The 26408-nt window shown below is 64.2% G+C and carries 21 protein-coding genes; 4 read left to right on the top strand and 17 right to left on the bottom strand.

Annotated features, from left to right (window positions below):
- Window positions 1-119 precede the first annotated feature (119 nt).
- A complete protein-coding gene (locus M3I54_RS23780) occupies window positions 120-2474 on the bottom strand; it encodes a tetratricopeptide repeat protein (RefSeq protein WP_254340439.1) in 2355 nt (784 codons plus the stop codon).
- Between the two features lie 227 nt (window positions 2475-2701).
- On the opposite strand from M3I54_RS23780, the gene adhP reads away from it, so the two are divergent.
- The gene (adhP, locus tag M3I54_RS23785) at window positions 2702-3730 is read left to right on the top strand and encodes an alcohol dehydrogenase AdhP (RefSeq protein ID WP_254340441.1); all 1029 of its coding nucleotides are present in this window, start codon (window positions 2702-2704) and stop codon (window positions 3728-3730) included.
- Between the two features lie 102 nt (window positions 3731-3832).
- Here the strand turns inward: adhP and M3I54_RS23790 are convergent, their stop codons facing one another.
- The 4 genes from M3I54_RS23790 to M3I54_RS23805 all read right to left on the bottom strand — a co-directional run bounded on the left by M3I54_RS23790 (window position 3833) and on the right by M3I54_RS23805 (window position 6883).
- Window positions 3833-4132: a putative quinol monooxygenase gene (locus tag M3I54_RS23790; protein ID WP_254340443.1), complete on the bottom strand. Its 300-nt coding sequence runs from the start codon at window positions 4130-4132 to the stop codon at window positions 3833-3835.
- A gap of 42 nt (window positions 4133-4174) precedes the next feature.
- Window positions 4175-5272 carry an NADH:flavin oxidoreductase/NADH oxidase gene (locus M3I54_RS23795; RefSeq protein ID WP_254340445.1) on the bottom strand — a complete coding sequence of 366 codons (1098 nt, stop codon included), beginning with the start codon at window positions 5270-5272 and terminating at the stop codon, window positions 4175-4177.
- Between the two features lie 181 nt (window positions 5273-5453).
- A complete protein-coding gene (locus tag M3I54_RS23800) occupies window positions 5454-6137 on the bottom strand; it encodes a type 1 glutamine amidotransferase domain-containing protein (protein ID WP_254340447.1) in 684 nt (227 codons plus the stop codon).
- 143 nt (window positions 6138-6280) lie between these two features.
- Window positions 6281-6883: a TetR/AcrR family transcriptional regulator gene (locus M3I54_RS23805; protein ID WP_254340449.1), complete on the bottom strand. Its 603-nt coding sequence runs from the start codon at window positions 6881-6883 to the stop codon at window positions 6281-6283.
- Window positions 6884-6998: 115 nt separating this feature from the next.
- Here M3I54_RS23805 and M3I54_RS23810 point away from each other — a divergent pair, with 115 nt between their 5' ends.
- Entirely contained in the window at window positions 6999-7649 is a 651-nt protein-coding gene (locus M3I54_RS23810) for an SGNH/GDSL hydrolase family protein (protein ID WP_254340451.1), read from the top strand.
- Window positions 7650-7752: 103 nt separating this feature from the next.
- On the opposite strand, the gene cyoD is transcribed toward M3I54_RS23810, so the two are convergent.
- From cyoD to M3I54_RS23835, 5 genes are all read right to left on the bottom strand, one after another.
- Window positions 7753-8082 (bottom strand): cytochrome o ubiquinol oxidase subunit IV, encoded by a 330-nt coding sequence (gene cyoD / locus M3I54_RS23815; protein ID WP_028204961.1) that lies wholly within the window; start codon window positions 8080-8082, stop codon window positions 7753-7755.
- Complete coding sequence (cyoC, locus tag M3I54_RS23820; RefSeq protein WP_028204960.1) at window positions 8083-8694, bottom strand: cytochrome o ubiquinol oxidase subunit III; 612 nt, start codon at window positions 8692-8694, stop codon at window positions 8083-8085.
- Window positions 8694-10727, bottom strand: coding sequence for a cytochrome o ubiquinol oxidase subunit I (gene cyoB / locus M3I54_RS23825; RefSeq protein ID WP_254340454.1), 2034 nt, complete (start codon window positions 10725-10727; stop codon window positions 8694-8696). Before cyoB ends, cyoC begins: the two co-directional genes overlap by 1 nt.
- A gap of 7 nt (window positions 10728-10734) precedes the next feature.
- Entirely contained in the window at window positions 10735-11622 is an 888-nt protein-coding gene (cyoA, locus tag M3I54_RS23830; RefSeq protein ID WP_254340456.1) for a ubiquinol oxidase subunit II, read from the bottom strand.
- Window positions 11623-11961: 339 nt separating this feature from the next.
- Window positions 11962-13506, bottom strand: coding sequence for an NADH-quinone oxidoreductase subunit M (locus M3I54_RS23835; RefSeq protein ID WP_254340457.1), 1545 nt, complete (start codon window positions 13504-13506; stop codon window positions 11962-11964).
- Window positions 13507-14255: 749 nt separating this feature from the next.
- Between M3I54_RS23835 and M3I54_RS23840 the strand changes: the two genes are divergently transcribed.
- Both M3I54_RS23840 and M3I54_RS23845 read left to right on the top strand, forming a co-directional pair.
- Window positions 14256-14735, top strand: coding sequence for a hypothetical protein (locus M3I54_RS23840; RefSeq protein ID WP_254340460.1), 480 nt, complete (start codon window positions 14256-14258; stop codon window positions 14733-14735).
- Between the two features lie 110 nt (window positions 14736-14845).
- A complete protein-coding gene (locus M3I54_RS23845; protein ID WP_254340462.1) occupies window positions 14846-16348 on the top strand; it encodes an MFS transporter in 1503 nt (500 codons plus the stop codon).
- A gap of 84 nt (window positions 16349-16432) precedes the next feature.
- Here the strand turns inward: M3I54_RS23845 and M3I54_RS23850 are convergent, their stop codons facing one another.
- The 7 genes from M3I54_RS23850 to M3I54_RS23880 all read right to left on the bottom strand — a co-directional run bounded on the left by M3I54_RS23850 (window position 16433) and on the right by M3I54_RS23880 (window position 26397).
- Window positions 16433-17833: a sugar efflux transporter gene (locus M3I54_RS23850; protein WP_254340464.1), complete on the bottom strand. Its 1401-nt coding sequence runs from the start codon at window positions 17831-17833 to the stop codon at window positions 16433-16435.
- Between the two features lie 584 nt (window positions 17834-18417).
- Window positions 18418-20115, bottom strand: coding sequence for an acid phosphatase (locus tag M3I54_RS23855; RefSeq protein WP_254340465.1), 1698 nt, complete (start codon window positions 20113-20115; stop codon window positions 18418-18420).
- 130 nt (window positions 20116-20245) lie between these two features.
- Complete coding sequence (locus M3I54_RS23860; RefSeq protein ID WP_254340467.1) at window positions 20246-21127, bottom strand: proteasome-type protease; 882 nt, start codon at window positions 21125-21127, stop codon at window positions 20246-20248.
- A 53-nt stretch (window positions 21128-21180) separates the two neighbouring features.
- Entirely contained in the window at window positions 21181-21981 is an 801-nt protein-coding gene (locus tag M3I54_RS23865; protein WP_254340469.1) for a transglutaminase family protein, read from the bottom strand.
- Window positions 21982-22033: 52 nt separating this feature from the next.
- The gene (locus M3I54_RS23870; RefSeq protein WP_254340472.1) at window positions 22034-22987 is read right to left on the bottom strand and encodes an alpha-E domain-containing protein; all 954 of its coding nucleotides are present in this window, start codon (window positions 22985-22987) and stop codon (window positions 22034-22036) included.
- 40 nt (window positions 22988-23027) lie between these two features.
- The gene (locus M3I54_RS23875) at window positions 23028-24434 is read right to left on the bottom strand and encodes a circularly permuted type 2 ATP-grasp protein (protein WP_254340473.1); all 1407 of its coding nucleotides are present in this window, start codon (window positions 24432-24434) and stop codon (window positions 23028-23030) included.
- A 496-nt stretch (window positions 24435-24930) separates the two neighbouring features.
- Window positions 24931-26397, bottom strand: a complete 1467-nt coding sequence (locus M3I54_RS23880; protein WP_254340474.1) for a glycosyltransferase — start codon at window positions 26395-26397, stop codon at window positions 24931-24933.
- Window positions 26398-26408 lie beyond the last annotated feature (11 nt).

Consider the following 26408-nt stretch of genomic DNA (forward strand, 5'->3'; position numbering starts at 1 on the left):
ATCGGCGCGCGGCCCTGGCTGTCAGGCTAGGATTCTACTGTATATTTATACAGCACGCTGGACGGCCGTCTGGATGACTCTCGGCCGCCAGCTGCCCCGTATTTGCGCGCCAGATCGCCCTATTGCGCCGCGGCGCGCCACATGCCTTCGTACGCCGCCTCGACCCCACGCGCAAAACGTTCGCCGTCCATGAGCGGCGAGTGCACCATGCGTTCGCGCAGCGTAGCGCGCAGATTCGCGAGACGAGGCAGATCGTTCGCGAGACTCACCGCCGCCTCCACGAATGCGTCGTCGGAATCGGCGGCCAACTCGGCAACGCCGAGGTTCGCGAGCTGGCTCAAGCCCGCGCGCCCCGCCACGGTCGGCCCGATGCGCGTGACGACGGGCACGCCCATCCACAGCGCGTCGAGCGATGTCGTATGGCCGTTGTACGGTAACGTGTCGAGCCCGAGATCCACCTCGTGATAGCTGCGCAGATAATCCGCGCGCGGCCGGAACGGCAAGAAGCGCACGCGCGCCGGGTCGATGCCGGCGCGCGCGAGCCGCTGTGCGAGGCGGCGCCTCGCTTCGCCCTCTGCGGCCATGAGCACGAGGCGCGCAGCAGGCAGGCGGCTGAATACACGGGCCCACAGATTCAGCGTCGTATCGGTGAGCTTGCAAGGGTTGTTCAAGGAGCCGAACGTGACGTATCCCACGCTCGACGCCGGCAGCGCATTCACCTCGGGCTCCGAAGCAAGCGGGTCATAACACCAGAACGTGTGCGGCAAACGCCACGACTTTTCGCTGTAGTGGCGGTCGTGCGCAGGCGGATCGAGCCATGGATCGGTGAGCCGCCAGTCCATCGCGCCGATTCCGGTCGTACCGGGATAAGCAAGCCACGCGACCTGCACCGGCGCCGGTTTGCGCGCGAACAGCAGAGACCGGCCATTGGACATGTGCATCGTAAGATCGACGAGGATATCGATGCCGTCCGCACGGATCTGGTCCGCCAGCGCCGCGTCGCTCAATGTGTGCACGTCGTGCCACTTGTCGACGTGCGCGGCGAGACGCGCGGTCGTCGCATCGGGCCTTACCACGCTCGAATACGCGTGAATCTCGAAGCGCGTGCGGTCGTGGTGGGCGAAGAGCGGCGCCATGAACAATGCCTGGCAATGCTCACGAAAATCGCCCGATACGTAGCCGATGCGCAAGCGCCTTCCCGCCGCGGCTTCGACAGGCGCGTGCGTGGGTTGCACGCCGAGCGGCGCTTCGTGCTGCACGGACCAGCGTCTCGCCTCGTTGAGAATCAACTGCGGATCTTCGGCCTGAAACGACAACGCGTACAGAAGGTTGCTGTGCGCGATGAGGTTGCGGGGCTCGCTCGCCACGGCCCGGCGAAAGCATTCGATGCCTTCGTCCAGGTCCCCGCAGTCCTTGAGCACGTTGCCGAGATTGTTGAGCGTGGCCGAACGCGATGGATCGAGGTCGAGGGCCTGGCGCAATAGCGCCTGCGCCTCGTCGAGGCTGCCGAGCGTGCGCATCAGGTTGGCGGCGTTGTTGAGCGCGTCGACAAAATCCGGCCTGGCGCGGACGGCCGTTTCGTACGCTTCGCGTGCAGCCTGATAATCCCCGAGATCGCGGCAGACATTCCCCAGGTTGTTGGCCGCTTCCGCATGAGCCGGGTCGAGCGCGAGCGCGCGGCGATATTGCGCTTCGGCGTCGCGCAGACGGCCGCGCGCCTGAAGCGCGACGCCGTAGTTGTAGGCCGCATGCGCGATATGAGGTGCAATGGCCACGGCGCGTTCGAGCAAGGGCAATGCCTCGTCCAGACGCTCCAGGCGGGTCAGCAGCACGCCGAGGTTGATCATCGCGACCGCGGTGTCCGGCGCGGCCGCGAGCGCGGCGCGCAAACTTTCGAGCGCTTCCTCGTCCCGCCCCGCTTCCTGCAGCAGCGAGCCGAGGTTAGTCAGCGCGTTGGCATCGCCCGGTTGCAAGGCGAGCGCGCGACGATACGCGGCCTGAGCCTCGCCGGCATCGCCAAGCAGACGCAGGCAATTGCCGAGGTTGTTCCAGGCGTCGGCGCGGCTCGCCTCGCGCTCCAGCGCCGCCCGCCACGCCTTCACCGCCTCCGCCAGCGCACCGTGCGCCTGCAATGCCGAGCCGAGCCCACACCAGAGATCGGCCGACGACGCGTCATCCGTCAGCAGACCGCGATAGATCTCCGCCGCTTCGGCATGGCGCGCGGCCATGGCATAGGCCTGTCCCAACGCTTCGCGGTAGCGCCGCTGACCGGGCTCGACGGCGAGCGCGCGCTGCAACCAGCCGATCGCATCGCCCGGCGCGCCCTCCTGCAAACCGATCACGCCGAGGCGAAACATCGCACCCGCGTGCGTTGCATCGGCTTCAAACAGTTGCGTGTACAACTGACGCGCGCGCGGCAGATCGCCGGCGAAATGGCTCTCACTGGCGTGCTCGTAGAGGGAGTCGTTCTGCATCGGGCTCACTGAATTCGTGCGACGGGGTCGTTACCAAACCTTGCCTAATATTAACGGCAGTTTCTTTCAAAAACTTCTCAGCGGTTTAATTACCAACTATTGAGCACGTTCATCGCACGCGAAAACCCTTTCCTTCAAACTTGAAAGCCAGGCGGACGCATGGCGACACCGCGATGTGCGACGCATCCGGCCGCGCGCCGCCACTCAGCTTCGACAGGAGCCCGACGATGAGCAAGACGATGCAAGCCGCGGTAGTCCGCGCATTTGGCAAACCCCTCGTGCTGGAGGAAGTGGCCGTCCCCACCCCGGGACCCGGCGAGCTGCTCGTGAAAATCGAAGCGTGCGGCGTGTGCCACACGGACCTGCACGCCGCGCACGGCGACTGGCCCGTGAAGCCGCAGCCGCCGTTCATTCCCGGTCACGAGGGCGTGGGCTATGTGGTGGGTGTGGGCGCGGGCGTCACGCACGTGAAGGAAGGCGATCGCGTAGGCATTCCGTGGCTCTACTCGGCCTGCGGCCATTGCGAACATTGCCTGGGCGGTTGGGAAACGCTTTGCGAGCAGCAGCAAAACACCGGCTATTCGGTCAATGGCGGGTTTGCTCAATACGCGAAAGCCGACGCGAATTACGTAGGTTTGCTGCCGAAAAATATCGACTTCATCGAAATTGCACCTGTGCTCTGCGCAGGCGTGACGGTCTACAAAGGCCTGAAAGTCACCGACACGCGGCCTGGCAACTGGGTCGTGATTTCCGGCGTGGGCGGCCTCGGCCACATGGCCGTGCAATACGCGCGCGCGATGGGGCTCAACGTCGCCGCCGTCGATGTCGACGATACGAAACTCGAACTTGCGAAACGCCTCGGCGCAACCGTGACGGTGAACGCGAAAACCACCGATCCCGCTGCCTTTCTGAAGAAGGAGATCGGCGGCGCGCACGGCGTGCTCGTTACCGCGGTCTCGCCCATTGCGTTTTCGCAGGCGCTCGGCATGGTGCGCCGGGGCGGCACGGTGTCGCTGAACGGCCTGCCGCCCGGCGACTTCCCGCTGCCGATCTTCGACATGGTGCTAGGCGGCGTGACGGTGCGCGGCTCGATTGTCGGCACGCGCCTCGATCTCGAAGAGTCGCTGATGTTCGCGCAGGAAGGCAAGGTCAAGGCGACCGTCTCCACCGACAAGCTGGAGAACATCAACGACGTGTTCGCGCGCATGGAGCGCGGCGCGATCGAGGGCCGCGTCGTGCTCGATATGGCGGGCTAGGCAGCGCCCGGCCGCTCAAAAAAACGCGCCGGACACCGCTGCAAAGCGATGTCCGGCGCGTGAATGGATCGCCGCAACGATTGCGGCAAAAGAAAAACGGCCTCAGTCCGCGACGTCCACACCCTTCAGCAGCTTCACTTCGGGCGGCTCCGTCACCCACGCACCAATTTTCGCGCGATACGCCACGAAGTGCGCGCTGTCGCGATGCGCCTGCACCGCGGCCTCGTCCACATACGTTTCGTAAAGGTAAAAGCCCGGTGCGCCATCGGCGCGGCACAGCAGGTCGTAGCGCATATTGCCCGGTTCCTTGCGCGTGTGCGAAACCATGTCACGCATCAGCGCCTCCACTTCGGCGACGTGCTCGGGCTTGGGCGTAATGCTCGCAAATAGATAGACGGTCATCGGAATTCCCTCATCGTCAACGGATTTACCGGTCGGCAAATTTCAGCCGACCTTGTAGCGCTCGAGCCAGTGCGCGTACGGCGCGGGCAAGGTCCACGCGGCGCGCTCGACACCCAGCTCCTGGGCCGCGAAATACGGCCAGTGCGGATTCGCGAGATGCGCGCGTCCGACCATCACGACGTCGAGTTGCTCCTTCGCCACCGAGCGCTCGGCCAATTCCGGCGTGCCGATACCCCATGCCGACGACACCGGCAAACCGGTTGCGCGACGCACCTTTTGTGCGATCGGCGCGAGGAACGCGGGCGCCCACGGAATCTGCGCGGCGGGCGTCGAGAAACCGACGCTCACGCCGAGCATGTCGAGCCCTTCGCGCTTGAAACCCTTGGCCAGTTCGATCGATTCGGCGAGCGTTTCCTCGTCGCGGCCATCGTATTCGATCACGCCAAAGCGCGCCGTCAGCGGCAGATGCTCCGGCCAGACCTTGCGCACCGCAGCCAGCGTTTCCAGCAGGAAACGGCTGCGGTTCTCGAGGCTGCCGCCATAGGTATCGTCGCGCTGGTTCGAATGCGTCGAGAAAAAGCTCTGGGCGAGATAGCCGTGCGCAAAGTGCAGTTCGAGCCATTCGAAGCCGGCTTCGAGCGCACGCTTCGCCGCGGCCACGAAATCCTCGCGCACGCGCGCGATGTCGTCGATCGTCATCGCCTTCGGCACCTTCGGCAGATGCGCGCCAAACGCTGTTGCCGAGGGCGCGATGGTCTGCCAGCCGCGTGCGTCGCCTTCGGCGATGTGGTCGTCGCCTTCCCACGGGCGGTTCGCGCTCGCCTTGCGGCCCGCATGCGCAATCTGGATGCCGGGCACCGCGCCCGCCGCCTTGATCGCCGCGACGGTGGGCTTGAACGCCTCCATCTGCGCGTCGTTCCACAGGCCCGTGCAAGCCGGCGTGATGCGGCCTTCGGGCGAAACCGCCGTCGCCTCGACGATCACGAGGCCCGCGCCGCCGCGCGCGATCTGCGCGTAGTGGACGTGGTGCCAGTCGTTGATGACGCCATCGACAGCCATGTACTGGCACATCGGCGGCACGGCGATGCGGTTGCGCAGGGACACGCCCTTGAGCTTGAACGGTTCGAACAATGCGGACATCTACAGCTCCTTTCTTGGCACAGGTCGCGCGTCGCGCGGCGCCTGCGCCGGTTGGCAAAAACGGGATTTCCTTGCGGCAACGCGCAGCCGGACACGCGCTGCGAGCGCGCCTCGCAGCGTTGCCGAAAGGAAATAGAGGGAAGCGAACGCGCTCGCAAAAGACGAGCGCGTTCGCGAAGCATCAAGCGCGGCGCAGCGCCGCGAGCAAGGCTTCGGCAACCGGCTCCGACGAAGCCGGGTTCTGGCCCGTGATGAGCAGGCCGTCAGTTGCGACGTGCGGCTGCCAGTCGGCGGCCTTCGAGTACTGGCCGCCGTTGGCCCTCAGCATGTCCTCGACGAGGAACGGCACGACGTCGGTCAATTGCACGGCGGCTTCTTCGTCATTCGAAAAACCGGTGACCGACTTGCCGGCCACGAGCGGCTTGCCGTCCGCACCCTTCACGTGACGCAACACGCCCGGCGCATGGCACACGGCAGCGACAGGCTTGCCCGCGGCGATCGTCTTTTCGATCAGCGCGATCGAAACCGGATCTTCGGCCAGGTCCCAGAGCGGGCCGTGGCCGCCCGGGTAGAACACGGCGTCGAACGCGCTCGCGTCGATATCGGCGAGACGTTTCGTATTGGCAAGCGCCGTTTGCGCCTCGGTATCGGATGCAAAACGCCGTGTCGCATCGGTCTGCGCGGAGGGATCGCTGCTCTTCGGATCGAGCGGCGGCTGGCCGCCCCTGGGCGATGCGAGCGTGAGCGCGGCGCCAGCGTCGCGCAGCGCGTAGTACGGCGCGGCGAATTCCTCGAGCCAGAAACCCGTCTTCTTGCCCGTGTTGCCGAGGTCCTCGTGCGAGGTCAAAACGATCAGTACCTTCATCGGCGTTCCTTTTAGGTAGATTCGGGCGCTCGCACGCCCTTCGGAAACCGGTCTCTTTATGCCTATTAGACCGGTCGTCTAGTTCTTCCGCACAATGCGCGACAATCGCGCGCAGTTCACGCGCTGCCCTGCTTCGCGTTCGATTAGTTGCCCGCAGGCAGGTTCAACAGGGTGCGTGTGGTCGCCATGGCCGCGTCGAGCGGCTTGCGGTCGCGGTGTATCTTCTCGAGCAGCGTCGCGCCGAGCCATAGTTCGTAGAGCGTCACCGCCATGGTCGCGGCGTCGTTCACGCCCGCGAGCGAACCATCCGCACGCCCTGCCTCGAGACACGCGCTAATGCGCGAGATCGTCGCGTCGGTGCCGAGACGCAGCGCCTCGCGCATCGCCTCGGACAGGTCGCTCACCTCTGCGCCCAGCTTTACCGCGAGACATTTGCCTACAGGATCGTCGGCGCACTGGATCAGGCGCCAGTCGTCCCAGTAGCGCATCAACTTCTCGGCCGCCGTGCCCTGCGCACGCACCAGCAGATCGTCGAGACGCTCCGCATACTCGGCGAAATACGACGTGAGCAGCGCTTCGCCGAATGCTTCCTTCGAGCCGAAATAGTGATAGAACGACCCTTTGGGCACACCGGCGGCCGCGAGGATCTCATTGAGACCGACTGCGGAAAAGCCCTTGCCCAGCAGAATGGGCATGGCGGTATCGAGGATGTGTTGCCGCACTTCAACGGCTGCCGCTGCATTCATGAGGTGGCATATTACAGAGCAAATAGACCAGTCGTCTAGTAATCTCACATGATGAGTAGTGGCATTGCAGCGCAACCCGCAACCATGCAACCGGGCAACCAGGAAGAGGCAACCCATGACGTCACGCACCCTGCTCTGTTACGGCGATTCCAATACGCACGGCACGAAACCGCTGACCGTGCCCGGCGTCTCCGAGCGATTCGGCCCCGCCGACCGCTGGCCCGGCGTGCTGCGCGAGGCGCTCGGGCCGGGCTGGACGATCATCGAGGAAGGCCTGCCCGCGCGCACCACGGTTCACGACGATCCCATCGAAGGCCGGCACAAGAACGGGCACGCTTATCTGCGCCCATGCCTCGAAAGCCAGTTGCCGGTGGACGTGGTCGCGCTGATGGTCGGCACCAACGACCTCAAGACGCGCTTTTCCGTCACACCCACCGACATTGCGAACTCGGTGGACGTGCTGCTCGAAACGCTCGTCGCGTGCCGCGCGGGTCCGGGCGGCTCGACGCCTCACGTGCTGCTCATGTCGCCGGCGCCGATTGAAGAAATTGGTTTCCTCGGCGAGATCTTCACAGGCGGCGCTGTCAAGTCGCGCCTGCTCGCGCCGCTCTACGAGCGCGTGGCCGTGAAGTACGGCTCTGCGTTTCTCGACGCCGGCGAGTTCGCCACCGTCAGCCCCACCGACGGCATTCACTACGAAGCCTCCCAACACCACCGGCTCGGCAAGGCCGTCGCGGAAGTCATGCGTCAGCGCTTCGGCGCATAAAGCCGCAAAAAAAGAAAAACGCCGCCGGCCCGAAGGCCTGGCGGCGTTTCCATTTGCGCTTCACTCGAAAAGAGCGAAGCGCAAGTCCAGCAACGATGAGCGCTTAACGCGACATCATGTTCATGCTGACGTTGTGCATGACCCACAGCGTACCGACGACCACGATCAGGACCGTCAACACCGTGAAGCCAAATGCCGTCACGTTCCAGCGCTGACCCGACGACGTGTTCATGTGCAGGAAGAACACGAGGTGAACCACGATCTGCACCACAGCCAGCACGGCAAGGCCGAGCAGCGCGGTTTCGCGCGGGAAGCCGCCATGCAGCACGAGCCAGAACGAAGCGGCCGTGAGCACCACCGCCAGGACGAAACCAACCAGGTAGCTGCCTACGCTGCCGTGGCTTTCTTCTTCATGGATGGAATGAGCACTCATTTAGATCACGCTCGCAAGGTAAACAAAGGAGAACACGCAGATCCAGACGATGTCCAGAAAGTGCCAGAAAAGGCTAAGGCAGGTCAGGCGGCGAATTTCACGCTCGCCCAGTACCGGCGCCTTCACGGCCTGAACCATCAGGACGACCATCCAGATCATGCCCATCGTCACGTGGATACCGTGGGTGGCAACCAGCGTGAAGAACGACGAGAGGAACGCGCTGCGTTGCGGGCCGTTGCCCTCGGCGATCATGTTCGCGAATTCATGCAGTTCGAAATACAGGAACGTTGCGCCCAGCAGGAAGGTGATCGCCAGCCAGACCAGCACTTGACCCTTGCGCTGCTTGTGCGCGCCGATCATCGCGAAGCCGTACGTGATGGACGACAGCAGCAGCACTGCCGTTTCCATGGCCACGCCCTGAATGTCGAACAGGTCCTTGCCCGTCGGGCCGCCTGCGAACTGGTTCTGCATCACGGCGAACACTGCGAACAGCGAGCCGAACAGAATACAGTCCGTCATCAGGTACAGCCAGAAGCCGAACACCGAGTGTGACGGCGGGTGATCGTGGTGATCGTGCTCCGCGAGTGCGGCCGCACTAGTTTTCGTCAACATCAGTTGGCCTCCAGTGCTGCTTCAACCTTGCCACGGCGTTGCTTGTCTTCGAACGCCTTGACCAGTGCGCGGCTGCGCATTTCTTCGTCTGCCCGGACCTTGGCGGCCGGGATGTAATAGCCTTCGTTCTTCTGGAAGCTGTACGCGATGGCCGTGCCGACAATGCCGACGAAGCCAACGATCATGAGCCACCAGATGTGCCAGATGCCAGCGAAGCCGAGCACCAGGCTGAAGAAACCGATGAACACACCCGCGCTCGTGTTCGAGGGCATGTGGATGTCGGTGTACTTCGTGTTCGCGACGTCCACGGTTTCGCGGCCGGTTTCCTTCAGGTGTGCAAACTCGTCGAGTTCGCTCACGTGCGGAATGATCGCGAAGTTATACGACGGCGGCGGCGACGAGATCGCCCACTCCAGCGTACGGCCACCCCACGGATCGCCCGTCAGGTCACGGTTTTCCGGCAGGTTGCGGTCGCGGATCGACACGTACAGCTGCAGCAGCTGGTGCGCGATACCGATTGCCACGAGCACGGCGCCAACCCACGCGATGATCATCCACGGCTGCCATGCCGGATTGTCGTAGTGATTCAGACGGCGGGTTGCGCCCATGAAGCCCAGCACGTACAGCGGCGTAAAGGCAACGTAGAAGCCCGAGAGCCAGAACCAGAACGCGCGCTTGCCGAGCTTTTCGTTGAGCTTGAAGCCGAACGCCTTCGGGAACCAGTAGTTGAAGCCAGCGAGGTAGCCGAACAGCACGCCGCCGATGATCACGTTGTGGAAGTGAGCAATCAGGAACAGCGAGTTGTGCAGCACGAAGTCCGCGCCCGGGATCGCCATCATCACGCCGGTCATGCCGCCGATGGTGAAGGTGACCATGAAGCCGATCGTCCAGAGCACCGGCGAGGTGAACTCGAGGCGGCCGCGGTAGATCGTGAACAGCCAGTTGAAGATCTTCACGCCCGTCGGGATCGCGATGATCATCGTCATGATGCCGAAGAACGCGTTGACGTTCGCGCCCGAACCCATCGTGAAGAAGTGGTGCAGCCACACGAGGAACGAGAGCACCATGATCGAGCAGGTCGCGTAGACCATGGTCTTGTAGCCGAACAGCGGCTTCTTCGCGTAGGTCGCAACGACTTCCGAGAAAATACCGAACGCCGGCAGGATCAGGATGTACACCTCGGGGTGACCCCAGGCCCAGATCAGGTTCAGGTACAGCATGGCGTTGCCGCCGCCGTCATTCGTGAAGAAGTGCGTGCCGATGTAGCGGTCGAGACCGAGCAGCGCGAGCGTCACGGTCAGGATCGGGAACGCGGCCATGATCAGCACGTTCGTGCACAGCGCCGTCCACGTGAACACCGGCATCTTCATCATCGTCATGCCGGGGGCACGCATCTTGATGATGGTGACGAAGAAGTTCACGCCGGTCAGCAGCGTGCCGACACCCGAGATCTGCAGCGCCCACAGGTAGTAATCGACCCCTACCCCCGGACTGTACGCAAGCTCCGAAAGCGGCGGATACGCGAGCCAGCCGGTCTGCGCGAACTCACCCACGACGAGCGAGATCATCAGCAGGATGGCGCCGACTGCGGTCATCCAGAACGACAGCGAGTTCAGGAACGGGAACGCGACGTCGCGTGCGCCGATCTGCAGCGGCACGATGATGTTCATCAGGCCGACCATGAAGGCCATGGCCATGAAGAAGATCATGATCACGCCGTGCGCCGTGAAGATCTGGTCGTAGTGGTGCGGCGGCAGGTAGCCCGGCGCGTTGTAGGCGAGTGCGAGCTGGGTACGCATCATGATCGCGTCGGCGAAGCCGCGCAGCAGCATGATGAGGGCGAGAACGATGTACATCACGCCCAGACGCTTGTGGTCGACGCTCGTCAGCCACTCCGTCCACAGATATTTCCACTTACCGAGGTAAGTGACGGCGCCGAGCACCAATGCGCCGATGAGCGCCATGCCGACCATCGTGCCGACAATAATCGGCTCGTGATACGGAATGGCATCCAGTGTAAGTTTTCCGAACATGCTTGGCTTACCCCTTGGTCACGCACGACGGGTCACTGAAATTCGTGACGTGGCCGTTGTTGTACTTCGCGATGATGTTGTTGAAGAGCTTCGGGTCGACCGTCGAGAAGTACTCAACCGGAGCCTTCTCGCTCGGCTGTGCGACCGTTGCGTATTGATCCATGGAAAGCTGCGTCTGCGACGCCTTCACCTTCTGGACCCACGCGTCGAAGTCTTGCTGGCTCGAGGCGATCGTGCGGAACTTCATGTCCGAGAAGCCTTTGCCGCTGAAGTTTGCCGAGAGGCCGGCGTAGTCGCCAGCGTGGTCGGCGATCAGGTGCAGACGCGTCTGCATGCCAGCCATCGCATAAACCTGGGTGCCAAGCTGCGGGATGAAGAACGAGTTCATCACCGAATCCGACGTAATGCTGAAGTTCACCGGCGTGCCAACGGGCACGGCCAGCTGGTTCACCGTCGCGATACCGAGATCCGGGTAGATGAACAGCCACTTCCAGTCGAGCGCCACAACTTCGACGTTGATCGGCTTGACGTTCGATTCGAGCGGCTTGTAGGGGTCGAGCTCGTGCGTGGTGTTCCACGTGAGCACGCCGAGGAAGAGAATGATCAGCGTCGGGATGGTCCAGACGACGATTTCGATCGCCGTCGAGTGCGACCACTTCGGCGCGTAGGTGGCGCTACGGTTCGATGCGCGATAGCGGTACGCGAACCAGAGCGTCAGGATGATCACAGGGATCACAACAATCAGCATCGCCCATGTGGAGGTGGCGATCAGCTGCTTTTCCGCCACGCCCACACTTCCCTTGGGGTCGAGGAGCTCCATGTTGCATCCGGAAAGACACAAGGCCAATCCGGCGCTTACGGGAAGCAGTAACCTTTGAAAGGTCGTTCTTTTCATCACGTTTGCCTGAATTTCATTCATTGAATTGTTCCGGACGCGTCCCCTGACATCCGACAAAGGAAGCGCGCCCGCATCATACAGCCGCTTTGATATTTCGCAATCAATGAATGTGGAAAATGACCTTTGTCAAAAGAAGATTGAGACACTTTGTCGCATGTGTTCGCGAGGTTTGTCGCGCCTCGGAAACACACGCACGTCGCGCCCTGCTCTGCCCTTGACAGCGGCCCGCCGCGGCTACTTTTCGAATCTCAAGATTCGAAAACTCCTGGACGCAACAACGCGCCGCGCCGCCCGGAGGCGATGCGGCGCGTTGGTTGCGCAGTCAATCTTTAGTGATCACGTCGGCGAGTGCGCAGCACGAACGTCCGTGCCCGCACGCACTGCGTCAGCAGGCGCTGCATCGTCGACGGGTTGCTTGCTGCGACCGGCCTGGGTGACGAGGTTCGCCGCCGAAAGCTCGATCGCGTCGGTCATCGGCTTCGGGTAGAGGCCGATCGCGAGCACGAACGCTGCAAGCGAAGCGAAGATCAGCGTTTCGCGGCGGCCGATGTCGGCCAGCTTCGCAACGCCCTTGTTCGCCACAGCGCCAAAGATCACGCGCTTGTACATCCACAGGGTGTACGCAGCGCTCAGAATGACGGTCGTCGCGGCGATCGCGCCGACCCAGAAGTTCACGCGGATTGCGCCCATGATGACCATGAACTCGCCCACGAAGCCCGACGTGCCCGGCAGGCCGAGGTTGGCCATGCAGAACAGCATCATGAAGGTGGCGTAACGCGGCATCACGTTGACGACGCCGCCGTAAGCCGAGATCGAGCGCGTCTTCGTGCGGTCGAACAGCACGCCGATCGAGAGCAGCATAGCGCCCGAGACGAAGCCGTACGAGATCATCTGCACGATCGCGCCTTCGGTGCCGATCTGGTTGAAGAGGAACAGGCCGAGCGTGACGAGCCCCATGTGGGCGACCGTCGAGTACGCGAGCAGCTTGGTCATGTCGGTCTGCGCGAGCGCGAGCAGGCTCGAGTAGACCACGGCCACGAGCGAGAGCGTGATGATCGCCGGCGCGAAGAAGTGCGCGGCGTCAGGCGTGATCGGCAGCGTGAAGCGCAGGAAGCCGTAGCCGCCGAGCTTCAGCATGGCCAGCATCACGGTCGCGCCGGTCGGCGCTTCGAGGTGCACGTCGGGCAGCCAGGTGTGGAACGGCCACATCGGGACCTTCACCGCGAAGGCGGCGAAGAAGCCGATGAACACCAGGATCTGCGGGATGAAGCCGAGCGTGAGGTTGTGCCACGCGGCCATGTCGAAGGTGTGTGCCTGGCTGTAGAGGTACAGCATCGACACCAGCATCAGCAGCGAGCCGGCGAGCGAGAAGAAGAAGAACTTGACCGCGGCGTAGGTGCGGCGGGCATTGCCCCACGAGCCGATCAGCAGGTACAGCGGGATCAGCGTGGCTTCGAAGAACACGAAGAACAGCATGCCGTCGGTCGCCGCGAAGGTGCCGACCATCAGGCCCGAGAGAATCAGGAACGCGCCGAAGTACTGGGCGACGCGCACCGTGATCGATTCCCACGAGGCGATCACGATCACGAGCGTCGTGAACGCGGTGAGCACCACGAGCCACATCGAAATACCATCGATCCCGAGTCGCCACGCCACGCCGAACTCAGGCAGCCATTCGCGGAATTCGGCGAACTGCATGCCGGCCGCGTGGTTGTCGAAGCCGGAGATGAGCGGGAGGGTCAGCAGCAGACCGACGACGGCGCCAACGAGCGACAGCCAGCGGGCACGCTGCGGATGACGATCCGACCCGAGGCGCAGCACGGCCACGCCGAACAGGATGGGAATCCAGATCGCCAGACTCAGGAATGGAACGGATTGCATTTCAACAGGACCTCAAAAATGCGGAGCAAATAGCTTCCACGGCGCACGATCAGGCGCGCAAGCAACTTGAAAGATTGACGCGGGGTGAAAATCGAACCAGGCTGGCTGTAATGTATTTGTCAGCGACGAGGCGAAATGCAACACACGTTCAAGGGTTAACGAGGGTAAACGGAATACGGAAGTTTTGCAGCGCAACAACACGGGCCGGATCGATGGTTGACGCAAGTCATTGTTTTTATTCAGAAACGTACTAAGAGAAAAAACAACAAACAGGCTGTTACAGCCCATTTTTGATCGCGAAAGCAACGCTTTCGACCTCCTGGGCGCCATGACGCGCGGCAGGCTGTCACGCTGCGCGGCCCGAATAATACCTTACTTGTTTCTTTCGGTTCAATGACTTATGCATCGGAGTATGGCCCCCGGCAGCCACCAAAACGTGTGCCAGGGCCGCCCCGCGCGCCCTTGCGCGGTGCAAAAAAAAGCCCCGGCCTTCATGGGGCCGGGGCCAACTCTCACGTTGCGCCAGAACACTGGAACACGCATGGCGGCCACTTTAGCGACTTGTGTCCCCGTCATTAAGGGCGTTGGCTGGAACAGTCCCTTCCCGGTTGCGCCAGGTCATCTCCCTCCCGTCAGCCTCTTTTTCACAAATGAGAATCATTTGCATTTAGACGGAACCTGCCCCAGAATAGAGCCCAAGCCGGACGACCCGGCGCCACCCGCATGATTTGTGCGGGACCGGAGGCTCCATGAACTACACCACCCCTTTCGCGAGAAATGACACGCTGATCGACGACACCTTCGTCCATCACCCCGACACCGCCGAACAGACCGTCCTGCGCGCGGTGCGCACCTGGCTGCGCCCGCATTGCGACGCCTACGCCAAGGCCGAAAGCTGGCGCGGCGTGCTCACCGACGCGGGGCTCGGCGCGGAAGGCTTCGGCTATTTCGATCTGCTGATGGGCACCCTGTGCCGCGCCTCGTGCCGCCCGCTCGACACGCGCTGCCGCTGCGCCTCCGAACTCGCGAAGGACGAAGGATCGCTGCTGCAGGTGATCGCGCTCCTGCAGTCCACTCGCAGCGAGGCCGCCGTGCAACTCCTCAACGACTGGCTGCCGATGCCGAGCGTGAGCGGCATGCTCAAGACCGCGCGCTGGTTCGCCATCGCCCTGCTCGACGCGGGATTGCAGTTGAGCGATCGCTCGCGCCGCGTCACCTACATGCACTGACTGGTCCACACGGCATGAGCACATAACCAAAAACGATTTGGGCGCGCGCCGCGCGGACGGTAGCATCACGCGCTTTGTCGCTATTAGCGCGCCCGCTCGCGTCGCCTCGCATGTCCGCCTCAGCTTCCCCCTCTTCGTTCAGCACTTCCGGCCGCCCGGTGATCCGCAGCGCCGCCGACGTCTCGCAGCTCGTCAACGCGGGGGCCGCCACCGGCAGCAACGCGCGCATCGTCGTGGCGATCGCGCTGGGCGGTGTGTTCCTCGATGCCTACGACCTCGGAGCCCTCGCCTTCGGCCTCAAGGATGTGGCGCGCGAATTCTCGCTCTCGCCCGCGGGCACCGGCTTCGTCGCTTCGGCCATCACGTTCGGCGCCATCGTCGGCGCGTTTCTCGGTGGCTTCCTGACCGATCGCATCGGACGCTATCGCGTGTTCATGGCCGACATGTTCTTCTTCGTCGTGGCCGCGATTGCGTGCGCGCTCGCACCCAATGCCTGGGTGCTCGGCGGCGCGCGCTTCGTGATGGGGCTGGGCGTCGGCATCGACCTGCCTGTGGCCATGGCCTTTCTCGCCGAGTTCTCGCGGCTCAAGGGCCGCGGCAACAAGGCCGCGCGCGTGGCGATGTGGTGCCCCGTCTGGTACGCGGCGATCAGCGTGTCGTATCTGCTCGTGCTGGCGTTCTACGCAGGCTTGCCCGCCTCGCACTCGCATCTGCTCTGGCGCCTCACGCTCGGCTTCGGCGCCGTGCCGGCGCTCGTCATCATCGCGATTCGCAGCCGCTACATCAGCGAGTCGCCGGTGTGGGCCGCGAATCAGGGCGATCTCGCGGGCGCGGCGCGCATCCTCAAGCGCTCATACGGGATCGACGCGCAGGTCGCGCCCGAAGCCCCCGCCAGCGTCGCAGCCAGGCCGGCGCGCGTGGCGTCGTGGAAGAACTATGGCGCGCTGCTGCGCGGCGTCTACACGCGGCGCACGGTGCTCGCCACTGTCATCGGCGTGGCTTCTTCGTTCGCGTACAACGCGGTCGCGTTCGGCCTGCCCGTGATCATCTCGAGCTTCCTCGCGCAGTCCATGCTCACGACGATCCTCGCCTCGCTCGTGCTCAATCTCGGCTTCGCCTTCGTGGGCGGGCTGATCGCCGTGCGTATCGTGCCGCGCTTCGGCGCGTGGAAGCTCACCGTGTGGGGCTATGCGATCCAGTTCGTGGCGCTCGTCGGCCTCGCGATCGTCGGCAAACCGGCGACGGCACCCGAAGTCGTCAGCGCGGTCGCCCTGCTTGCCGCGTTCCTCTTCGGCCAGGGCGTCGGCCCCGGTTCGCACAGCATGACGTTCGCCTCGCTCGGCTACCCGACCTCGCTGCGCGGCGTGGGTGTCGGCTTCAACCAGACGCTCATGCGCACCAGCTCGACACTCTCGCTGTTCCTGTTCCCGGTGCTCGCCGCCGCGCTCGGCACACGCGTGTTCTGGATCATCGCGGTCGCGCCGCTCGCGGGGCTGGCGGCGTTGCTCTCGATTCGCTGGGAGCCTTCGGGCTATGACGTCGATGCGGAAGACTTCGACGCCGCAACGCCCGCGCGAGCGCTCGCGGCGCGGGACGCAGAAACGGTGCAGTAAATGTCGATGAAGGGCGGTGCGTTGCAGCAGCACCGCCCTTTTCTTCGAATGAAATTGCCTGGCAATCCAAAGTCATGCCGGGGATCAATCCCGCTTGCTTGAACGCTCACGCAGATAACGCCTCACAGCACGCGCCATCTTCGGATACTGCTCGCCGGGTACGGCGAACAACACGAGCGCACACAGCGCGAGCGCGCCGCAAAAAAGAAACGTGCCGCGATAACCGAACGCCTGCACGAGCATGCCGGAAAGCACGCCTGAAAGTATCGAGCCGAGCCGCGACGCGTTGAAAAACAGCGCCGTTGCCCGCCCCGGCGACGACGGCATCAAATCCTGCACGAAGGTCATGCCAAGACACGACGTAACGGCAACCACGAAGGCGTTGAGGATCTGCATCGGGATCAACGCGTGCACGCCCGGCGCCAGCGACATCGCGACGAAGTAGACGGCATGCACCGCAGCGCAGGCGGCCAGCCACCACGGCTTGTTCAGCACCGAGGCGCGTGCGCCGAGCGCGAGCATCATCGGTATCTCCATGAGCGCGCCGAGGCCGAGCATGATCGACACATCGATGCGCGTGCCCTGCAGGCCATGCACGATGTAGAGCGGCAGCACGATCATCGTCGCGTTGGCGGCCAGTCCGATGAGTGTGAGCGCAACGATCGCGCGCATGATGTCTTTCTGCGAACCCTCCGCGGCGAGCACCGGCGCGCGCGCTGCCCTGGCCTTCGCTTTCGCCGTTGCCGCCGCCGGGCGCGTCGCGGGGTCGCGAGGCGCACCCGGCTGCACTTCGGCTTGCGTGAGCGGCTGGCCCTCGTACTGCGCGCCGATCTCCTGCGCGACTTCGCCGGGGGTGGGACGCGCCATCAAGTGTTGCGTGGCGTGTTCGTCGTGCCGCGGCTCGCGCATGCGCCAGACGATCGTGCCGCACGCTGCGAAGCTCGCCGCCGCAAACAGGAAAAGCCCGTAGAAGTTCGTGGCGGCCAGCACGAGCGCGCCAACCGCGGGCCCGAACACCCACGCGGCGGAGAGAATCGTGCGCAGCGTCGCGCTCGCAAAGGTCCGCCCGGCGTCGTCGCTCGCGGGCAGCGCCGCGCGGCTGAACGAGAACACGAGCGAGAGCGCGCAACCGCCCGCGCCGATGAACGCAACGCCCACGAGCAGCAGAAGCCGGTAATCGCGCACGACGCACAGGCAGAGATAGCCGAGCGTGGCCGCGCACAGCGAGACGAGCAGCAGGGTTCGGTGCTTGCCGGTGGCGTCGCTCCAGCGACCCGCTGCGGTGCTCGCGATCACGCCGCTGGTGGCGATGGCGGTCATGAACACGCCGAGCCGGAACGGCGTCATGCCGGCGCGCTCGACGCCGAAAAGCGAGAGGTAAGGCGCGGTGAAGGACATCGCCACGCCGAGCATCAGGGTGGCGCCGGCGAGTGGCAGGAAACCAGGAATACGCAGAAGACCGGCAAAGCGCGAGTTGTTGAGCACGGCGCGGCGGGTAGTGGCGAGAAGAGAGTTGCCCGTGCACGCGCGTTCACGCGACGGCCATATCGACGGCGATTATCGGGCCGAACTCCCACACTGTGCAAGGTTGAGTCGGCAGCGATCAACATCTGGGTGCGCTATCCACAACTTTGGTGGACAGCCTTGTGCGTAACCCTGGGACGACTGCACCAAGTGCTTGATGCCATTCGGATTGTGCGCAGCGTCGCCGATTGTTGCAGCGGTGGCGTCTCGCGGAAAAACACCTGGGGGCTTTTCCACAGATTTTGTTGAGAGCCCTGTTAGTAACTTCTGGACATCCGCATCAAGTCCTTGAATGGAAACGGGAAGCTCGCAAACAACATAGAAAATGCATGTTTTTTGCGCAGCAAAGTTGTCCACAGTTTTTGGTGACAAACCTGTTGATAACCGCCTGGCGAGCGCGCCAACTCATTGATCGGATGGAGAGTTCGTCGCTTGTGTCGCGCTTGCATCAATTTGCGTTTCCGATGGGCAACCCGGGGCGGCGGCGCAAACGTTTCGCGACGGCCACCGCCCTCTCCCCTTCGATGCATCAATGCGCGCAGCACTCAGGCCAGATCGAGCGCCGCCGTGAGATCGCCGGGCGGCGTCTGTTCTCGCGAGAGGAATGTCTGGTCGCGCGCGGCCACGCCGTCGAGCGGCGCGAGCCCATGCACGCGGCTGATGAAGCGCAGGACCGAAACCGTGTCGTAGAACGTGTGATCGACGTAGCCCTTCTTCGCGAACGGCGCGATGACGAGCGCCGGGATGCGCGAGCCCGGACCCCAGCGGTCGCCCGTGGGCGGCGCGACCGGGTCCCACCAGCCGCCGTTCTCGTCGTGCGTCACCACGATCATCGTGTTCGCCCATTGCGGGCCGCGCTGGATGTGCTCGATCACGGCCGTGATGTGGCGGTCGCCCGATTCGACGTCCGCATAGCCGGCGTGCATGTTCAGGTTGCCCTGCGGCTTGTAGAACGTGACGGCAGGCAACCGCCCCGCGTCGATGTCCGCGAGCAGACGGTTGGTCGACGGATCGTCGCCCAGGCCCGCATCGCGCAGGTGACGCGCGCGCGCGGCCGTGCCCGGCGCGAAGTTGGCAAAGTAGTTGAACGGCTGGTGGTGATACTGGAAGTCTGGGACCGCGCCCGTGTCCTGATGGTCCAGCGCGAACTGCCAGGCGCCGCTGTACCAGGCCCAGTCGACGCCCTTCGCCGAGAGCCGGTCGCCGATCGTCGCGTAGGTCTGCGGGCGCAGCACGCGCGGATTGGAGGGATCGGCGAGCGCCGGGTTGCCGTCTTCCGACGGGCGCACGTTGCTCGGCTGATACGGCGGGGCCATCGTGTTGACGGCGTAGCCGTCGGGCGTGAAGAGGCCGTCGTTCACGAACTTCGGCGGCCCGTCGAGCGCCGAGGCCGGCGAGTTCGGCGCGACCTTCAGGCGCGTGCCGGTGGGATCGTCGCCCTCCACGACCGAGGCGAGATGCTTTGCGGCGCTCGTCTGGATATCGGCGTATTGCGGTACCTGCGCCGAGATCAGGAAGATGTGGTTGAGCCATGAGCCGCCAAACGCGGCCATGAAAAAGTTATCGCAGAGCGTGTACTGCTGCGCGATATTCCAGAGCCGCAGCGTCTGCGCGGAGTTCTCGTAGAAGCCCATGACGAGGCCGCCCGAGTCGCCCCACGCGGCGAACTGGTTGTTGCGGCCCGCGTTGATCTGCATCTGGTTCTGATAGAAGCGATGGATCAAGTCGCGCGTGATGATGCCGTTCGGCAACGGATTGCCATGCGCATCCACGATACGAAACGGGCGATTGGAGAGACCCGTGATCTGATGCTCCGCAATCATGTAGCGCTTGCCATCCAGCTCCTGCGCCTGGGGCACGAGGCCGCCCCAGATCTTCGGCAACTGCGGCAAGGGCGTCTTGCCGTCGCGATCGAACTGTGCGTAGCGCTCGGCGCTCACATTCGCGAGCGGCGTTTGCACGCCGGGATAATTGCCGTACAGATTCACGAAGCTGCGATTCTCCGCGTAGATCACGACGATCTGGCGCACCTGGTCGCGCAACGCGGCATCGACGCGCGCGTCGGCGGCGCTACGCGGCGCGCTCGCCGCGCTCTGGGCCTGCGTCTCGCAGCCGCCGAGCGCGAGGCCCACGCCAACCGCCGCCAGCCCGCCGAGCACACGGCGGCGTGCGGGGTCGTCCGGACCGGCGGGAATGGAAGGCTCTTCGGGGCGCCCGTTCTTGGGTTCGTCGTTCTGCTTCATCTGCCTGCCTCCGTTGTCGAGGGGACGCGCACGGCGCGCGGCGTACCGCGAATATTACGCAGCAGGATACCGGTTCCGCAGTTGGCGAGGCAGAAAGGAAGCTCGCAAGCGCCGCGCTGAAGCAGCCCTTTTAGCCGTCGCGCGGCATGCGCGGCGCGCTTGCGGCGCCGTGCGGCTGGGCTTGCGCGAGCGTTTGCGCGGGACGCGGCTCGCTCGCGTGCCCCTCATGCGTGGCGCGCGGGGCACTGGGCAACGTCGTGCGCACGTGGCGCGGCACATCGCCTTCGTCGGTCCAGAGCGGATCGGGAATCTCACCGAAGACCTGGCGCAGCCGCTCGCCCCACGTCGAATGAATCATCTGGAAATACGCATTCGACTGGTCGAGCGACGCGTATCGCGTGACACGCAGCGCGTCGCGCTCGTACACGAGCAGGTCGAGCGGCAGGCCAACGGAGAGGTTCGAGCGCAGCGTCGAGTCCATGGAGATGAGCGCGCACTTCGCGGCCTCGTCGAGCGGCGTCTGCGGGGTCAGCACGCGGTCGATGATCGGCTTGCCATACTTCGACTCGCCGATCTGGAAATACGGATTGACGCTCGACGTCTCGATGAAATTGCCGGCCGCGTAGATCTGGAAAAGCCGCATGGCATGGCCGCCGATCTGGCCGCCGAGAATGAAACTGCAGTTGAAGTCGATGTTGAAGGTCTTGAGCGCTTGCGCGTCGCGTCGATGCACCTCGCGCACGGCTTCGCCCAGCACGCGCGCGGCCTCGACCATGGTCGGCGCGTTCCAGAGCGTGGCGCGCCCCGCGTCCTGCGGCTCGGTCAGGACTTGCAGTGTGGCCTGCGTGATGGCCAGATTGCCCGCGACGAGCAGCACGAGCACACGCTCGCCGGGCTCTTCGAACACGGCCATCTTGCGCGACGTGCTGATGTGATCGACACCCGCATTCGTGCGCGTGTCCGAAAGAAACACGAGCCCCTCGTCCACTGCCATTGCCACACAGTACGTCATGCGCCTCCTTACCCGTCCCTGACTTCCCCGCTCTTTTTGTTATAGCGGGAAAACTACTGCTGCGACTGCTGCGCGCTCACGTGCACGCTGACATCGAGCGTTTCTCCGGCCCCGCCCACGCGGCGGCCGCGAACCGGCGCAGCCGCGTCGTAGTCACGTCCCACCGCGATCCGGCAATATTTTTCGCTTGCGAAACACGCGTGCGTGATGTCCACCGTCACCCAGCCGTTGTCGAGCCACACGTCGACCCATGCGTGGCTCGCCATCTCGGGCACGTCGCCGGGGTCGATATAGCCGCTCACATAACGCGCCGGCACGCCGCGCGCGCGGCACACCGCCAGCATCACATGCGCATGATCCTGACACACGCCACGGCCTAGCGCCAGCGCGTCCGCCGCGGTGTGCGTCACATCCGTGACACCGGATTCGTAGCGCACGCGCTCCGTGATGCGCGAAGCCGCGTGGAGGATGGCCACGGTGTCGTCCAGCGGCGGCAGGCTGAACGCGAATTCCGTGAGTGCCTCGTCGGCTTCGGTGAGGCGCGTTGGCGAAGTGAAATGGTGCATCGGCACCATGCCCTCGCCTTCGGGCAGCCGGCCGTCGGGCAGCGCCACGGTCTCGACTTCGCCGCGCACGCGCAGGCAAATTTCCCTATGCGGACGCGTGAGGACCAGCGTCATCAGCGCGTTGCCGTAGGCGTCGCGGCACGCGTCGAGCTTGCCCGGCGCCTCGACCTGCCATTGCTTGACGATCTGCGTGGGCGTGGTGAGCGGCGAAAGCCGCAACTGCTGGATCGAATAATGCACGGGCGCTTCGTAGCGGTACACCGTGTCGTGCCGGATCGCGAGTTGCATGACGTCAATCCTCCATCGAGACGATTGGGATATCGATGAGCGCGGGATCGCGCTAACCAACCGGCAACATCAGATAGGTGCGCGCAACCTGATTGCCCAGCTCGTAGACGCGCGCGAGAAACTGCGTGAGAAACGTATGCACGCCCATGGAAAAGATCTGTCGCAGGTCGGCATAGAGCAGCTCGGCGCGCAGCTTGCCTGCGGTGCGCTCGACTTCGCGCGAACTATCTGTACGCAGCATCGCGAGATTCGTGCAGACGCCGTCCAGCGATGCCAGCAGCGAGCGCGGCATTTGCTGGTTGAGTATCAGCAGCTCCACCACGCGCGCGGGCGTCACCACGTCGCGGTAAACCTTGCGATAGATTTCGAGCGCGGAAACCGAGCCGAGAATCGAGGTCCAATAGTAGAAGTCCTCGAGCTGACGCGCGGCCGAGCGCGAGTCGGCGTTTTCCACGTCGACGAAACGCACGTCGAGAATGCGCGCCGTGTTGTCCGCGCGTTCGAGGAACGTGCCGAGCTGCGTGAAGAAGAGCGCATCGTCCTGCAACGCCGTGCCAAGGCGCACGCCGCGCGACAGATGCGAGCGGAACTTCACCCACTCGAACAGCGCATCGGGACGCGCTTCCAGCTCGCTGCCGCGCAGAAGCTCGACGAATTGCAGCCACGTGTCGTTGATCGTTTCCCACCATTCCGTGGTGAGCGTGCCGCGCACCGCGCGCGCATTCTCGCGGGTCGCCTGCAGACACGAGTAGATGCTCGACGGGTTCGTTGGGTCCGCAACGAGAAACTTGAGTACGTTGCTGCTGGTCGTTTCCTCGTGGCGGGCATCGAAGGCGGGCTCCAGTTCGGAGATTCGCAGCATCGCGCGATGCGTGCGCGCCTCCGCGTCCGCGCTGCCGGGCAGCAGGAGCGCCTTCAGATTGATGTCCAGCATGCGCGCGGTATTCTCCGCGCGCTCCATGTAGCGGGCCATCCAGAACAGATGATCGGCGGTGCGGCTCAGCATGATCGAACCTCTTCGTGTGCGTATGGTACGGCCAGTGAAATCATTCGAGCACCCACGTGTCCTTGGTCCCCCCGCCCTGCGACGAGTTGACGACGAGCGAGCCTTCCTTCAGCGCCACGCGCGTGAGGCCGCCAGCCGCCATCTGGATCGTCTTGCCGGAGAGCACGAAGGGCCGCAAATCGATATGGCGTGGCGCGATGCCCGCTTCGACGAAGGTTGGGCAAGCCGAGAGCGACAGCGTGGGCTGCGCGATGTAATTGCCTGGCCGCGCGAGCAGTCGCGCGCGAAACGCCTCGATTTCCTCGCGCGTGGAAGCGGGTCCAACGAGCATGCCGTAGCCGCCCGCGCCGTGCACCTCTTTCACGACGAGGTCCGGCAGATGTTCGAGCGTCCAGGCGAGATCGTCGGGACGACGGCATTGCCACGTCGGCACGTTCTTCAGGATCGGCTTTTCGCCGAGATAGAACTCGATCATGTCGGGCACATACGGATAGATCGACTTGTCGTCGGCCACGCCCGTGCCCATTGCATTCGCGAGTACGACGCGGCCCGCGCGGTACGCCGTGAGCAGCCCCGGCACACCGAGCGCGGAGTCGGGGCGAAACGCCAGCGGATCGAGAAAATCGTCGTCCACACGCCGGTAGATCACGTCCACGCGACGCGGCCCCTGCGTCGTCCGCATGAATACGTAGTTATCCTCTACGAAGAGATCCTTGCCCTCCACCAGCTCGACGCCCATTTGCTGCGCGAGGAACGTGTGCTCGAAATACGCGGAGTTGTACATGCCGGGCGTGAGCAGCACGACGGTCGGATCGTCCACGCCTTCGGGCGCCACCGAGCGCAGTGTATCGAGCAGCAGATCGGGATAATGCGCGACCGGCGCCACCTTGTGCTGAACGAACAACTCGGGAAAGAGCCGCATCATCATCTTGCGGTTTTCGAGCATGTACGAAACGCCGGAGGGCACGCGCAAATTGTCTTCGAGCACGTAGAATGCGCCGTCACGCCCATCGCGCACGATGTCGATGCCCGCGATATGCGCATACACACCCAGCGGCAGATCGATGCCCTGCATCTCAGGCCGGTACTGCGCATTGGTGTAGACCTGGTCGGCGGGAATCACGCCGGCACGCACGATGTTGCGCTCGTGATAGACGTCGTGCAGGAACAGATTGAGCGCCTGCACGCGCTGGCGCAGTCCGCGCGCGAGCAGCGCCCATTCGTCTGCGGGAATGATGCGTGGAATGAGGTCGAAGGGAATGAGCCGCTCGGTGCCGGAGAGATCGCCGTTCACCGCGAACGTGATGCCGACCCGTCTGAACAACAGGTCCGCCTCGGCGCGCTTGCGCGCCATCGTCTCGCCAGTCTGCCTCTCCAGCCACTGCTGGAAGCGTTCGTAGTGCGGGCGCACTGCGCCCTCGTCGCGCATTTCGTCATGGACTTGCATCGGTTCGTTCTCGCGCGTGAGTGCAACTGCGTAAGCGGCGCTGCCGCGTTTCGTCCCATGATTGGGGCGAGATGCGTTGCGCGCTGCAGTACAGGCTAAAAAGCAAGGCGTATGCCATCGGGCTTGAGCCTTGTTTCATGCGCTCGATTGGTGCAACGCGGGCAGGATCGGCAGTTTCGAAACGGGGCATGCCAATGTCGCGCCGCATTTGCGCTTCAAGATGGTGCAATACGCACGCGCGGCACGGAATATGCAGGAACAGCAGGCAACTGGATGGGCTTGAGTTCCAATGACCGAAGCGATCTGCGTGAACGAGCGTCCTGCAAAAATCGCTGCGTGGCAAGCGTGGAGTGCGGGACGCGCTAGTAGGACAAACGCCGAACGGCGCGACGCCCAGCGCTGCCGCAAGTGAGTGAATCGATGAGCAAGCCGCACCCGGCGGAGGTGGCGACGCCTCGGCGTTCGGCTGCAGCAACACGACAACGGTCCGATCAGATCATCGAGACGCTGCGCTCTCGCGGTTGCGCGCCGCCGCCAGCCCGGTGCGGCTTTGCACGCCCCACTTGCGCCGCCCGAGCAGGAAATGCAGCCAGCCGAGCGCCGCGCCGCTGTGGCGCATCAACTGGAACGAAAACGGCTCGAAGATGGCCGCAAGGAACGCCATGCCGAAACTCGAGTGCGTGCGGTCGCCGCTCCAGCGCCGGTAAAGATGGACGGAGTACAAATGAAACGCGAGGTCGATCGCGATCTTGCCGACGATCACGCCCAGCACCGGCAGGACAATCGTGAAGCGGCCGTCGAACAAAAAGCCGATCAACAGCGCGAACGCCGTCAGTCCATAAATGGGCTGCACAGTGTCGAACGCCTTCACGGGCAGCATCATGAGGCCGAGCTTTCCGTACTTGCGGTTGCCCGTCATGTCGCGATACCAGTACTGCGTTTGCAGGAAGCCCGCGAACCAGCGGCGGCGCTGACGCAGGAACGTCGTGAGCGTACCGGGCGCGTCGGTGCGCGCGCGGGCGGTGCCGAGCACGCGCACGTCCCAGCCCAGCGCCTTGAGCGCCGAATAGCGGCGCAACCGGTGAATCAGTTCGTAGTCCTCGACGAGGCAGTCCGCATCGAAGCCGCCCACGGCCATCACGGCATCGCGCCGAAAGCCCGCAAACGCGCCAGAGATGAGCAACAGGCTGTCGGCGCGCATCCACGCGAAGCGCGAGATGAAATTGCGGATGTACTCGTAGGTTTGGAACCACTCGAAAAAGCGGCCACTCAACGTATGGTCGCAAACCGGCGTGAGCAGGCCCGCCGCCGCGACCAGTGCTGGCTCGCGGCCAAACGCACTCGCCATCGCGGCGCAAGCGTCCGGTTCGAGCAGCGTATCGGCGTCCACGGTCATGACCGTTTCCGTTGCGATCGCAAGCAACGCCGCGTTAAGCGCGCGCGCCTTGCCGCCGTGCGCGAGCTTGAGCCAACGCAGATTCGGATACTGCGGCGAAGGCGCGCTCATCTGCCCAACGCCTGGGTCGGCCAGGCCATAGCGCTGCGCGAGCAAGGCAGCCGTGCCGTCGGTCGAGCCGTCGTCGGCAATCACGATCTGCTGCGGCGCGCGGGTTTGCGCGAACAGCGCGTCGAGCGTGATCGGCAGCACGGCCGCTTCGTTGTGCGCGGCGACGATCACGCCGAGCGTCGGCAGCTTCGCCTCGACTGCGGCCGACGGCGTTGCCGCAGGCGCAAGCAACACGCGCGACTTCCAGGCGACGAACAGCAACAACACCGTGTCGTAGACGACATAGGCAATGCCAGTGGACCACGCGACCACGCCTTGCAGGAAGAACGCGCGCGCGAACAGCACGAACCAGAGCGCCATGACGCCCAGGTGGATGGCGATACTCGCGAACGGCGTGGGAGGCGGCACGAGGCGCGGCGACGTGCGGGCGAGCGCCTCTTCGAGCATATTTTTCAAGTCGTACCCTT

The sequence above is a fragment of the Paraburkholderia sp. CNPSo 3274 genome, from assembly GCF_024206475.1.
GTDB lineage: Bacteria > Pseudomonadota > Gammaproteobacteria > Burkholderiales > Burkholderiaceae > Paraburkholderia.

What these genes read in the sequence shown, in the direction of transcription:
- cyoB (WP_254340454.1), bottom strand. Translation starts at nt 10,727, where the DNA reads ATGTTCGGAAAACTTACACTGGATGCCATTCCGTATCACGAGCCGATT.
- M3I54_RS23790 (WP_254340443.1), bottom strand. Translation starts at nt 4,132, where the DNA reads ATGACCGTCTATCTATTTGCGAGCATTACGCCCAAGCCCGAGCACGTC.
- M3I54_RS23780 (WP_254340439.1), bottom strand. Translation starts at nt 2,474, where the DNA reads ATGCAGAACGACTCCCTCTACGAGCACGCCAGTGAGAGCCATTTCGCC.
- cyoD (WP_028204961.1), bottom strand. Translation starts at nt 8,082, where the DNA reads ATGAGTGCTCATTCCATCCATGAAGAAGAAAGCCACGGCAGCGTAGGC.
- M3I54_RS23870 (WP_254340472.1), bottom strand. Translation starts at nt 22,987, where the DNA reads ATGCTGAGCCGCACCGCCGATCATCTGTTCTGGATGGCCCGCTACATG.
- M3I54_RS23865 (WP_254340469.1), bottom strand. Translation starts at nt 21,981, where the DNA reads ATGCAACTCGCGATCCGGCACGACACGGTGTACCGCTACGAAGCGCCC.
- M3I54_RS23875 (WP_254340473.1), bottom strand. Translation starts at nt 24,434, where the DNA reads ATGCAAGTCCATGACGAAATGCGCGACGAGGGCGCAGTGCGCCCGCAC.
- M3I54_RS23855 (WP_254340465.1), bottom strand. Translation starts at nt 20,115, where the DNA reads ATGAAGCAGAACGACGAACCCAAGAACGGGCGCCCCGAAGAGCCTTCC.
- M3I54_RS23805 (WP_254340449.1), bottom strand. Translation starts at nt 6,883, where the DNA reads ATGAATGCAGCGGCAGCCGTTGAAGTGCGGCAACACATCCTCGATACC.
- M3I54_RS23835 (WP_254340457.1), bottom strand. Translation starts at nt 13,506, where the DNA reads ATGCAATCCGTTCCATTCCTGAGTCTGGCGATCTGGATTCCCATCCTG.
- M3I54_RS23860 (WP_254340467.1), bottom strand. Translation starts at nt 21,127, where the DNA reads ATGACGTACTGTGTGGCAATGGCAGTGGACGAGGGGCTCGTGTTTCTT.
- M3I54_RS23810 (WP_254340451.1), top strand. Translation starts at nt 6,999, where the DNA reads ATGACGTCACGCACCCTGCTCTGTTACGGCGATTCCAATACGCACGGC.
- M3I54_RS23800 (WP_254340447.1), bottom strand. Translation starts at nt 6,137, where the DNA reads ATGAAGGTACTGATCGTTTTGACCTCGCACGAGGACCTCGGCAACACG.
- adhP (WP_254340441.1), top strand. Translation starts at nt 2,702, where the DNA reads ATGAGCAAGACGATGCAAGCCGCGGTAGTCCGCGCATTTGGCAAACCC.
- cyoA (WP_254340456.1), bottom strand. Translation starts at nt 11,622, where the DNA reads ATGAAAAGAACGACCTTTCAAAGGTTACTGCTTCCCGTAAGCGCCGGA.
- M3I54_RS23795 (WP_254340445.1), bottom strand. Translation starts at nt 5,272, where the DNA reads ATGTCCGCATTGTTCGAACCGTTCAAGCTCAAGGGCGTGTCCCTGCGC.
- M3I54_RS23840 (WP_254340460.1), top strand. Translation starts at nt 14,256, where the DNA reads ATGAACTACACCACCCCTTTCGCGAGAAATGACACGCTGATCGACGAC.
- M3I54_RS23845 (WP_254340462.1), top strand. Translation starts at nt 14,846, where the DNA reads ATGTCCGCCTCAGCTTCCCCCTCTTCGTTCAGCACTTCCGGCCGCCCG.
- cyoC (WP_028204960.1), bottom strand. Translation starts at nt 8,694, where the DNA reads ATGTTGACGAAAACTAGTGCGGCCGCACTCGCGGAGCACGATCACCAC.